The sequence below is a fragment of the Aequorivita marisscotiae genome, from assembly GCF_029814825.1.
GTDB lineage: Bacteria > Bacteroidota > Bacteroidia > Flavobacteriales > Flavobacteriaceae > Aequorivita > Aequorivita marisscotiae.
Window position 1 is genome coordinate 2,958,814 of sequence record NZ_CP122379.1, and the last position, 11,003, is coordinate 2,969,816.

The following is an 11,003-nucleotide window of genomic DNA, read 5'->3' on the forward strand; positions in this document are numbered from 1 at the left end:
GTTGCGTGTTTTAATTTGTTAGAAGAAATCCACTGAAATTGTAAAACTGTATGAAGACTTCACCTTATAAAATTTTTATATTTCTATTAATAGCCACAATTAGCTATGGCGCAGTGGCACAAGACGACAGAAAGAATGACAAAGCAAAGGATAGTACCGATTTAAAATTTCAATATTTAGAAGAAGTGCAAGTGGCAGGTTTTGGAAGAAAGGATTCGCTAAGCAGGTCCAATGCCAATATAATTATCCCTACAGCGATTCTTTCCACCGAAAAAATAGAAGCCTATAGTCCCGTTGAGCTAGTTTCGGCAATAAACGAAATCCCGGGAGTGTATATTCAGCGTGGGGCCATTAACACCAATAGAATTACGATTAGAGGGGTGGGATCGCGAACGCTTTATGGCACCAATAAAATTCGCGCATATTTTAACGGCATCCCCATTACAAATGGCGGTGGGGAAACGGCGATTGATAGTTACGATCCCGAATATTTGGAGGCAGTAGAAATTGTAAAAGGTCCGAAAGCCACTGCATACGGCACTAATTTAGGGGGTACCATTTTGCTCACTTCAAAAGAGGTAGCAGCGGGGAAAACTGAATTTAATAGTAGCTTAACCCTTGGCTCATTTGAGCTTTTTAAAAATACGATTGCCGTGGCAACTGCTACGGAAAAGTGGGCCGTAAACCTAAAGTACGATCATCTGCAGACGCAGGGATTTAAGGAAAACAATTATTACAATAGAAAGGCGCTGCTACTAAATTCGAGTTATAAATTTAACCGACATTGCACCGTATCGCTATTGGCAAAATACACAGATTATTACGCGCAGATACCCAGCTCCATCGGGAAGACCGCCTTTGAGGAAGACCCTACGCAGGCCGCTTTTAGCTGGAAGGCCGCACAGGGCTTTGAAGACAATCGGCAAACCTTAATTGGTATCGGTTTTACACATCAGTTTTCTGAAAACCTCAGCAATAGCAGTAGTGTTTTTTATAGTTATTTAGACCATTACGAGCCCCGGCCATTTAATATTTTGGATGAATACACCCATGGCTACGGTGCCCGAACAGTATTTACCGGCGATTTTAAGCTGTTGAAGAAAGTCGTTACCTTTAGTTTGGGGAGCGAATATTACAAAGATGAATACAATTGGAAAACCATAGAAAATCTATATGAAGAAAACAATGGCAACGGCAGTTTGGAAGGTTCGGTAGCTAGTGAAAATTTGGAACTTAGAAGTAATTTTAATGCTTTTGCCACAATTACCACAGTGTTTTTAAAAAAGCTTAAAACCCAAGTGGGGCTTAACTTTAACGCAACGGAATACACCTATAGAGATCATTTTAATACTGGAGCGGCCAATAAAAGTGCAGACAGAAACTTTAAGCCTATTTTGGCCCCCAGCGTAAATTTACATTATACGTTTAGTGAAAACCTGCTTGGATATTTTAGTTTTAGTCGCGGGTTTAACTATCCTTCCCTAGAAGAAACCCTTACCCCAGATGGAATTATCAATCCGACCCTCGGCCCTGCAAAGGGGTATAATTATGAAGTGGGAAGCAATGTATTTCTCTTTAACCGAAAGCTTTCCCTAGAAGTTGCAGCTTATTTTTTGAGTATAACCGATCTGTTGGTTGCAGACCGAATTGGAGAGGACCAGTATATTGGCAGAAATGCCGGAAAGACCCATCATAAGGGTATTGAAATTGGGGTGCGTTATTTTCAGAAAATGGGTAGGGAGTTTACTATTTCACCGTATATAAATTCGGAATTTACGCGGCATAGATTTATTGATTTTACAGACGGGGAAAGTGATTATTCGCAGAAGAAGCTCACGGGGGTACCGGCATTAAAAGTAAGTGGAGGCTTAAACTCAAACTTTAATCAATTTACATTAAACGCTAATTTTCTGCACGTTGGAGAAATGCCGATGACCGATAGTAATTCGTTATATTCTGATGCTTACACTGTTTATAATTTAAAGACTACCTATACGCAGGAATTAGGCAAGCGGTTACAATTGCAATTGCATTTGGGCGTAAATAATATAGGCAATAAAAAATACGCTTCTTCCATTTTAATAAACGCCACTAGTTTCGGTACTTCTGAACCACGGTATTATTATCCCGGGTTGCCTCGAAATTGGTATGGAGTGGTGAGTTTGTGGTTGTGAGGTTGGCGGTTGTCGGTTGTGGGTTGTCTGTTGGCGGTTGTGGGTTGTCTGTTGTCTGTTGTCGGTTGTCTGTTGGCGGTTGGCGGTTGGCGGTTGTGGGTTGGCGGTTGGCGGTTGTCTGTTGTCGGTTGTCTGTTGTCGGTTGTGGGTTGTCTGTTGGCGGTTGTCGGTTGTCTGTTGTCTGTTGTCTGTTGGCGGTTGACTGTTGTCGGTTGACGGTTGGCGGTTGGCGGTTGGCGGTTGTCTGTTGTGGGTTGTCTGTTGTCTGTTGGCTGTTGGGAGTTGGAAGCTGGAAGTTCATGGGGAAAGGATGGGTTGTTTTTTGGGATTGGGAATTGGGTTGTGCTTATCACAATTAATTATCTTTGTATAAAACTACATTACAATGATTTTTATAGAGAACGAGAACAATACTAATCCGCGTTTAAACTTGGCACTGGAGGAATACGCATTGCGAAATTTTAGCGCCGAACACGATTATTTACTGTTTTATATCAACGAACCTTCCATTATAATCGGTAGAAACCAAAACACCCTAGAGGAGATAAATCACGAGTATGTGGATAAGAATAAAATCCATGTAGTACGCAGAATATCGGGTGGCGGTGCCGTGTATCACGATTATGGGAATCTCAATTTTAGTTTTATCACCAATCACGATATAAAGAGCTTAAACAATTTTAAAAAGTTTACCGCGCCCGTTATAAAAGTGCTGAAGAGCTTAGGGCTTGATGCCGAATTAAAAGGGAGAAACGACATACAGGTAGAAGAGAAAAAGATTTCCGGAACCGCGCAGTTTTCTACTGGAAAGCGAATGGTAAGTCACGGGACGCTCCTACTGGACACCAACTTGGGAGAGGTAGTAAATGCGCTTAATGTAAAGATGAGCAAAATAGAATCCAAAGGTCATAAGTCTGTGCGTAGCCGTGTGGCCAATATTTCGGAATACTTAAAAACGCCCTTAAAAATTGAAGCCTTTAGGCAGCTTTTATTAGAAGGCTTATACGAAGAGAGCGAACCGTTTGAGAGCTATCATTTAAGTGCGGAGGAATGGCAGGCAGTACACAAATTAAAGGAAGAGAAGTACGATACTTGGGATTGGAACTACGGGCGTTCGCCAAAGTTTAATATTCAGCGGAGCAAGCGTTTTCCCATAGGGGAAATTGATTTACGCATTTTTGTGGAGAAGGGATATATAAAAGACTTTAAGATTTTCGGGGATTTCTTCGGAAAGGAGCCCACGGAAAACCTTGAAGCCTTGTTGATAGGAAATAGATATGAAAAGGAAGGTATTTTGGAAGTACTGAAAGATGTTGATGTGAAGGAGTATTTTGGAGATATTGGGAAGGCGGAGTTTATTGAGTTGGTTTATGGGGGAAGTTAGGTTGTGGGTTGGCGGTTGTGGGTTGGCGGTTGTGGGTTGTCTGTTGTCTGTTGTCTGTTGTCTGTTGTGGGTGGCTGTTGATTTTTGATTGTTGATTGTGTAATTGTTTAACTGTTTAATTGGTTAACCACAAAGGACGAAAGGATGAAAGGACGAAAGGATGAAAGGACGGAATAGAGTTGAATTGTTCAACTTTGTAACTGGTTAATTGTTCAAGTTTTTGAAGATTAAAGCCGATGTGGGTTATTACCCCCTTAGAAGGGGGGGTTGGGGGGATGTTTTTAGGGAGTTGATTGTGAGGTGGTTTTGTGTTTGGTGTGGTAGGTGTTAACATGTAGAGGTTGCCGCGCTGCGCTCGCAATGACCCGACTACTTCGTGCCGGGCAGGCGAGATATGTTTAATTGAAATTTGGATGTATTGCTTTGCTTCGCTCGCAATATTTTAGAGCGATTGTATTACTTTGTTTGAGTTTTGGTATATTAAAATTAATTGCCTGTGCCGTAGGTACGGCATATGGGTAGAAAAATTAGTGATGAGTAAGCCATTGTCCTGTAGGGACAACATATGGAAAGATGTGTTTTTTAGAAATGATTGATTTTTTAGTTTAGAGTTGTGGGGTTGATTGTGGGGTGGTTTTGTGTTTTCTTTGGTAGGTGCAATCATGTAGAGGTTGCCACGGTCGTTCCTCCCTCGCAATGACCCGACTACTTCGTGCCGGGCAGGCGAGATATGTTTAATTGAAATTTGGATGTATTGCTTTGCTTCGCTCGCAATATTTTAGAGCGATTGTATTACTTCGTTATAGTTTTGATAGATTGTAATTAACTGCCAGTGCCGTAGGTACGGCATATGGGTAGAAAAATTAGTAATGAGTAAGCCATTGTCCTGTAGGGACAACATATGAAAAGATGGGTTTTTTTGAAATGCGTGAGGGTTTGGTTGGGGGGTGTCTGTTTTCGGTTGTCGGTTGTCGGTTGTCGGTTGTCTGTTGTCGGTTGTCGGTTGTCGGTTGTCGGTTGTCTGTTGTCTGTTGTCGGTTGTCTGTTGTCGGTTGTCGGTTGTCTGTTGTCTGTTTTCGGTTGGCGGTTGTCGGTTGTCTGTTGTCTGTTGTGGGTTGTGGGTTGTGGGTTGTGGGTTGGCGGTTGTGGGTTGTCGGTTGGCGGTTGTGGGTAGATGCATTTATGATTTGGGAATGATAGTTTGATATTTGTTGTAATGAAATTGATATTTTATATACTAGCAGCGATAATTACGATTATTGGAGTGGTGACGGGGAAGTTTTTGTTTCTTTTAATTTGGTTGCCACTTGGATTATTTAGTGGGAAGAAGGAATAAAAAAAGCCGCAATTGAATTGCAGCTTTTTTAAGTAAAGTATTAGACTGTGTTTGGTCTAATATAGTTTGTAATTCTGTTTCTAGCGTATTGTTGGACACTAGGAAAGATTTATCGCTTTTATTACTCTACGATAAATTTACCTTGCATTAAGGCGTAGTGGCCTGGGAAGGTACACATAAATGTATAGGTCCCCGGGGCAGGAGCGTCGAACTCTATAGTGTCGGTTTCGCCGCCACCAAGCATTTTGGTATGAGCGATAATTTTATCGGTCATATCGGTTGGGATATAGTCTGAGTCTTTTGCTGAAGCAGCAGCTTGACCTACAGCAGCCATATCGGCATCTTGTGTAAGCAGTGCCCAGTTGTGGCCCATAACAGTAACATCCATTGTTCCTACGTGTTTTAAGGTTAGAACTACCTTTTGACCAGCTTTAACGCGAATTTCAGATTTGTTGAATTTCATTTGGTCGTTTCCTTCTATGGTAATATTGGCTACTGTATCGTCAGTAGTTTCGGCTGGGGCAGCCTTTTCTTCCACTTGGGTACCAATTTGAATTCCAGGTTTTTCTTCTTTTTTGTTGTCGCCGCAACTAATTGCAACTGCGGCCATAAATACTAAGATTAACTTTTTCATTATATAGAATTTAGATTAATTATAAATTAGAGACAAAATTAGCTTCTATTTTTAGGATTGCAAAATATACGCGCTATGAATTGTGAAAATTTAGGAATGTTGTAACATTTTTTTAGGAGGAGATTTGTTTTGAGATTTGAGATGTATTGTGTTTGTGGTGGTAGGTGGGATCGTGTCGAGGTTGTCGGTTGGCGGTTGTCTGTTGGCGGTTGTCTGTTGGCCGTTGTCGGTTGTGGGTTGGCTGTTGTGGGTTGGCTGTTGTGGGTTGTCGGTTGTCTGTTGGCGGTTGTCTGTTGTCTGTTGTCTGTTGTCGGTTGTGGGTTGTTGGTTGATTGAGTAATTGTTTAACTGTTTAATTGGTTAATTGGTCAAATTGGGGAGGATTATAGGCGAGGTAGGTTATTCCCCCCTTAGAAGGGGGGGTGGGGGGATGTTTTTGGGAGGTTGACTGTGGTTTTTTTGTGTTTGGTGTGGTGGGGGTTTTGTGTTTGGTGTAGTAGGTGCTGTCATGTAGAGGTTGCCGCGGTCGTGCCTCCCTCGCAATGACCCGTCTACTTCGTGCCCCGGGCAGGCGAGATAGTATTAATAAAAATTCGAAATGGTTGTTGCGCTGCGCTCGCAATGACCCGACTACTTCGTGCCGGGCAGGCGAGATATGTTTAATTGAAATTTGGAGGTATTGCTTTGCTTCGCTCGCAATATTTGAGAGCGATTGTATTATTTCGTTTTAGTTTTGATAGATTGTAATTAACTGCCAGTGCCGTAGGTACGGCATATGGGTAGAAAAATTAGTAATGAGTAAGCTATTGTCCTGTAGGGACAACATATGTAAGGCCGGGTTTTTTTGAAATGCGTGAGGTTTTGGTTGAGGGGTTGATTGTGGGGTGGTTTTGTGTTTTGTGTGGTAGGTGCTGACATGTAGAGGTTGCCACGGTCGTGCCTCCCTCGCAATGACCCGTCGACTTCGTGCCGGGCAGGCGAGTTAGGTTTAATGAAGATTTGGAGGTATTGCTTTGCTTCGCTCGCAATATTTGAGAGCGATTGTATTATTTCGTTTTAGTTTTGATAGATTGTAATTAACTGCCAGTGCCGTAGGTACGGCATATGGGTAGAAAAATTAGTGTGAGTAAGCCATTGTCCTGTAGGGACAACATATGGAAAGATGGGTTTTTTTGAAATGATTGATTTTTTAGTTAAGATGTTGATTTGTTGAGAGTTGATGGTGGGTATGTTTTGTGTTTGGTGTGGTAGGTGTAATCATGTAGAGGTTGCCACGGCCTACGGCCTCGCAATGACCCGTCTACTTCGTGCCGGGCAGGCGAGATAGGTTTAATGAAAATTTGAAATGGTTGTTGCGCTGCGCTCGCAATGACCTGTCGGCTTCGTGCCGGGCAGGCGAGATAGGTTTAATGAAAAATTGGTAGATGCTATATGTTAGATGTTTGCTTGGGATTTAATTAGCGTTTGCCGAAGGCTTTTTGCCAGAAGGTTTGTTTCTTTTGGCCGTAGGTGTAGCCGTATTTGTTGCCGTAGCCGAAATTGGCCATGCTTACGTTGTTAAGAACAAATGCTACGTGTTTTAGCTTTTTAGTTTTTTCCTGTTCTATTGGGAAATCTAGGAGTTTCTTTTCGGTGTAGCCGGCTCTTAGGGTGTATAGGGTAATGTCTGCGTATTTGTTGATAAGAAGGGTGTCTGTTACCAACATAGATGGGGCGGTATCGACCACTACATAATCGAATTGGTTGGAGAGCTCGCTAAAAAGTTCGCCGGCTCTTTTTTGCATCCACAACTCTGCAGGGTTTGGGGGGATGGTACCACTCATCATTAGCCAAAGGTTGTCCTGGATTTTTGAAGGTTGTAAATACTCCTTGGCAGTAGAATCTTTATATACTAAATACTCCACTACCCCACTGTTTATATATTCGTGATGAATATAGCGTTGTAATTGCGGATTACGAATGTCTGCACCCACCAGGGCTACTTTGGCACCACTGTTTGCCAAAGTGATGGCGAGGTTGGAGGAAACGAAGGTTTTCCCCTCTCCCTTTACCGTAGAGGTGACAAAAATTACCTTGCCCCGCTCTGTTGCTTCTTGCTTGTCTAATACCAAATATTGGAGGTTAGTACGGAGAATTCTAAAGGACTCTGCAAGAATAGAGTAATCGTTTACCTTAATTAGCTCGTCATCCTTTTTACTGAGTTCAGGCACTTCCCCAACTATAGGGATGTCGCCGCCATTGCGCTCAATGTAGGCGCGGTTTCTAATTTTGTTATCCAACAATTGGCGGATATAAATTACGAGAAACGGAATTAACAGCCCTAAAATAAGTGCTGCTAAAAGAATTATCTGCGTTTTTGGCGATACTGGGCTTGAAGAACTATACGCATTATCAACAATTTTTGCCTTAGGGGTAGTAACGGCTAAAGAGATAGCGGTTTCCTCGCGTTTTTGCAATAAGTAAAGGTATAATGCCTCCTTAATTTCCTGTTGGCGGCTAATGCTTCTAAACTGTTTTTCCTTCTCTGGAATGGCCGAGATGGCCCCTCCTATTTTAGCGCCCTGTTGATTTAATCTATTGCGTTGAATTTGTAAACCGTTTTTTACATTGGAAAGGCTTTGTTTAATGTTGGCGCGCAAGCCAGCGATTTGATCTTCAAGGCCAATTACCAAGGGGTTTTTCCTGGTGCTACTTTGTAAGAGCTTGTTGCGTTGAAGGATTAATTGGTTATACTGGCTTATTTCCTCGGCAAAACCTTCTTTTTCAACCCCTAGATTTGCTGGAAGAAGATTGTCTGGGCTACCGTTATTTATGTATTCCTGCATGGTATTTACCAAGGCGATCTGGGTTTCGACCTCCAATTGTTTTTTGTTAAACTCACTGGCGTTTTCCAAGAATAATTGCCCTTCGGCAGCAATATCGGTTAACCTATTGCTTTCCTTAAACTCCACTTTGTTAGTTTCTACACTATCCAGCTCAGTGGTGATAATCTCCAAACGGCTTTGAATAAAGTCGGCTGTATTGCGGGAAATCATGTTTTTATCGTCTATAGCATCCTCATTGTACTGCTGTATTAATTCGTCTAGAATAGCTTTTGCTTTTTCAGGCACAGGAGAAACCAATTCAAGACCTATAACGGTACTGTTTTTACTTACCTGTGTAGCTTGAATATTTTGCCTAAGATTATCTACAACTGCATCTTTATTGCTGATGCTTACTCGTAGCTCGTTGCCTTCAACACCTTTATTTAAAACTGCGAGATTGGGAGTGACGATGATGCTGCCCCAATCAAAGCTTATTGGTTCTCCGAAGTTGTGGGTTTCCTTGTTTTGACCTTCAACTTTAAGGGAAAAGGTAGTGGTTGAAAGTGGATCTATATATAAATATCCTAATGGAGTACCACTCTTCTCCGACGTGGGAAGCAGTTTTACATTAAAGGGGCGATTGCTAAATACTTCTGCATCGCGCACGTTCCCTTCTTTGTAATAGCGAATCTGTAAGTTTAGCTCCTCCACCACTTTTTCGGTAAGGGATTTGGATTTTAGGATTTCGAGTTCATTATCGAAATCGGAGGTAGAAAGCCCTGCCAAGCCCATGTCCTGAAAAGCAGAAAGTTCGGTAAGGGCATTACTTTTTTCATCTTTAATTAAGATGGTAGCCGTTACCTTATAAGAAGGAACGGTATAACGCAGGTATATATAAGCACCCGTTAAGGTCAATAAGACCGCAATAATAAACCAGGGCCAATAGCGCAAATATGTTTCCAGTTGCTCCCGGAGGGTTAGTTCCTGCTCTTCATTTGGGTTTTGGGGTAGGTCTTGCATGTTGTTGTCTGTTGTCTGTTGTCGGTTGTCTGTTGTCTGTTGGCGGTTGTCGGTTGTGGGTTGGCGGTTGGCGGTTGTCGGTTGTGGGTTGGCGGTTGTCTGTTGTCTGTTGTCTGTTGGCGGTTGTGGGTTGTCTGTTGTCTGTTGTCGGTTGTCGGTTGTCTGTTGTCTGTTGTCTGTTGGGTGTTGTCTGTTGTGGGTTGTTAGGTTCTCCAGTTTTCTTCTACATATTTTATAAAAGTAAAAATTTTTGCACCTAAGTTATCATATTTTATTATTAAATCGGGTATTTCTGGGATGTTGTAAAGTTCGTTAATCGTTTCTAATTGACCTTTACACTCAAGTAAAGACGCATGCGAATATGTCAAAAATTTAATGAAATCATTTTTATATGCTTTTCTACCATAACCCTCAATAATATTATCTTTTATACTTTTTGACGACCTTCTAAGTTGGCTACCTTGCTCGTATAATTCAAATTTCGGCATTTTTAATGAGACGTGATGTACCTCAATGCTATATTCGAAAGCCAAATTGTAAATGTCGAGATCTTTGTAGGATTTCATCGGTTGTCGGTTGTCGGTTGTCGGTTGTCTGTTGTCTGTTGGCGGTTGTCGGTTGTCTGTTGTCTGTTGGCGGTTGTCGGTTGTCTGTTGTCTGTTGGCGGTTGGCGGTTGTCGGTTGTCTGTTGGCGGTTGTCGGTTGGCGGTTGTGGGTTGGCGGTTGTGGGTTGTGGGTTGTGGGTTGTGGGTTATCTAAAAATAATTACCAATACACTTAACAAGAGCGAGGCTACGCTGATATAGATGCTGGTGTTTCTGTTAAAGCTACTGCTTTGAATTTGGGCGTTATTGGGTTCAACGTATACTACATCATTTTGCTGTAAGTAGTAGAAATCGCTGTTTAAAACATCGGAATCCCGAAAGTCTAAATACTTATACTCCTTGCTGCCTCCATTGTCGCGAATAACCAAAACATTGTCCCTACGGCCAAAGATTGTCATATCGCCTGCCAAGCCAAGGGCTTCGGGCAAGGTGAGCCGCTCCCCTTCTACATTATAAGTACCGGGACGGGCTACTTCGCCTAATACACTTACCTTAAAGTTTACGATGCGTATGGTTACTATAGGATCCTTTACATATTCCGAAATACGTTGAACGAGCATTTCGCTCAACTCCGTACGGCTTAGGCCGGCTACTTTAATCCGTCCCAAAACCGGGAAATCGATGGTGCCGTCTTCGGCGGTAAGGTAGTTTTGTTGTTGGGCAGTACCTGATGCTAAACCAGCATACCCTGTTGTAGGCCGTGTTTCACTAATTAAATTAAAAGGTCTAACAGCTTCTAGATCGTAGGCGGAGACTACGATGTTTAACAGGTCGTTTGGTTGTATTTTAAAAGTGTTTTGGATGCTATCCATCAAGGCTTTTTGCTGCTCTAGGTCTTGGAAGTAAACAATTTTTTCTCGAGAAACACAAGAGGCTCCCAGAACAGTAATAAGTAGTAATAATAAAAGTTTATTAAACACTGCTTTTATTCCCTTCATTTGATTTGATTTGATTTTTTGCAAAGATATGGTTTCTAATAGTATTTATGGAAGTTTTTTTTTCGGTTGTCGGGTGGCGGGTGTCGGTTGTCGGTTGTCGGGTGGCGG

Annotated in this window: 8 protein-coding genes; 2 read left to right on the forward strand and 6 right to left on the reverse strand. The window is 42.1% G+C overall.

Going from position 1 to position 11,003, the window contains the following annotated elements; genetic code table 11:
• The first annotated feature begins 50 nt into the window (after nucleotides 1–50).
• Complete coding sequence (locus tag QCQ61_RS13240) at nucleotides 51–2,174, forward strand: TonB-dependent receptor (protein ID WP_279448120.1); 2,124 nt, start codon at nucleotides 51–53, stop codon at nucleotides 2,172–2,174.
• Here QCQ61_RS13240 and QCQ61_RS13245 read toward each other — a convergent pair.
• Nucleotides 2,123–2,527, reverse strand: a complete 405-nt coding sequence (locus QCQ61_RS13245; protein ID WP_279448121.1) for a hypothetical protein — start codon at nucleotides 2,525–2,527, stop codon at nucleotides 2,123–2,125. The genes QCQ61_RS13240 and QCQ61_RS13245 overlap by 52 nt on opposite strands.
• A gap of 32 nt (nucleotides 2,528–2,559) precedes the next feature.
• Between QCQ61_RS13245 and lplA the strand changes: the two genes are divergently transcribed.
• On the forward strand, nucleotides 2,560–3,558 hold the full coding sequence (gene lplA, locus QCQ61_RS13250; RefSeq protein WP_279448122.1) for a lipoate--protein ligase: 999 nt from the start codon (nucleotides 2,560–2,562) through the stop codon (nucleotides 3,556–3,558).
• A gap of 778 nt (nucleotides 3,559–4,336) precedes the next feature.
• Here lplA and QCQ61_RS13255 read toward each other — a convergent pair.
• The 5 genes from QCQ61_RS13255 to QCQ61_RS13275 all read right to left on the reverse strand — a co-directional run bounded on the left by QCQ61_RS13255 (nucleotide 4,337) and on the right by QCQ61_RS13275 (nucleotide 10,895).
• Nucleotides 4,337–4,738 carry a hypothetical protein gene (locus tag QCQ61_RS13255; protein WP_279448123.1) on the reverse strand — a complete coding sequence of 134 codons (402 nt, stop codon included), beginning with the start codon at nucleotides 4,736–4,738 and terminating at the stop codon, nucleotides 4,337–4,339.
• A gap of 277 nt (nucleotides 4,739–5,015) precedes the next feature.
• Nucleotides 5,016–5,528: an azurin gene (gene azu, locus QCQ61_RS13260; protein ID WP_279448124.1), complete on the reverse strand. Its 513-nt coding sequence runs from the start codon at nucleotides 5,526–5,528 to the stop codon at nucleotides 5,016–5,018.
• Nucleotides 5,529–6,985: 1,457 nt separating this feature from the next.
• Nucleotides 6,986–9,352, reverse strand: coding sequence for a GumC family protein (locus tag QCQ61_RS13265; RefSeq protein WP_279448125.1), 2,367 nt, complete (start codon nucleotides 9,350–9,352; stop codon nucleotides 6,986–6,988).
• 203 nt (nucleotides 9,353–9,555) lie between these two features.
• A complete protein-coding gene (locus QCQ61_RS13270; protein WP_279448126.1) occupies nucleotides 9,556–9,918 on the reverse strand; it encodes a four helix bundle protein in 363 nt (120 codons plus the stop codon).
• Nucleotides 9,919–10,103: 185 nt separating this feature from the next.
• Nucleotides 10,104–10,895 carry a polysaccharide biosynthesis/export family protein gene (locus tag QCQ61_RS13275; protein ID WP_279448127.1) on the reverse strand — a complete coding sequence of 264 codons (792 nt, stop codon included), beginning with the start codon at nucleotides 10,893–10,895 and terminating at the stop codon, nucleotides 10,104–10,106.
• Nucleotides 10,896–11,003: the final 108 nt, after the last annotated feature.

What these genes read in the sequence shown, in the direction of transcription:
- QCQ61_RS13240 (WP_279448120.1), top strand. Translation starts at nt 51, where the DNA reads ATGAAGACTTCACCTTATAAAATTTTTATATTTCTATTAATAGCCACA.
- lplA (WP_279448122.1), top strand. Translation starts at nt 2,560, where the DNA reads ATGATTTTTATAGAGAACGAGAACAATACTAATCCGCGTTTAAACTTG.
- QCQ61_RS13255 (WP_279448123.1), bottom strand. Translation starts at nt 4,738, where the DNA reads ATGCATCTACCCACAACCGCCAACCGACAACCCACAACCGCCAACCCA.
- azu (WP_279448124.1), bottom strand. Translation starts at nt 5,528, where the DNA reads ATGAAAAAGTTAATCTTAGTATTTATGGCCGCAGTTGCAATTAGTTGC.
- QCQ61_RS13265 (WP_279448125.1), bottom strand. Translation starts at nt 9,352, where the DNA reads ATGCAAGACCTACCCCAAAACCCAAATGAAGAGCAGGAACTAACCCTC.
- QCQ61_RS13270 (WP_279448126.1), bottom strand. Translation starts at nt 9,918, where the DNA reads ATGAAATCCTACAAAGATCTCGACATTTACAATTTGGCTTTCGAATAT.
- QCQ61_RS13275 (WP_279448127.1), bottom strand. Translation starts at nt 10,895, where the DNA reads ATGAAGGGAATAAAAGCAGTGTTTAATAAACTTTTATTATTACTACTT.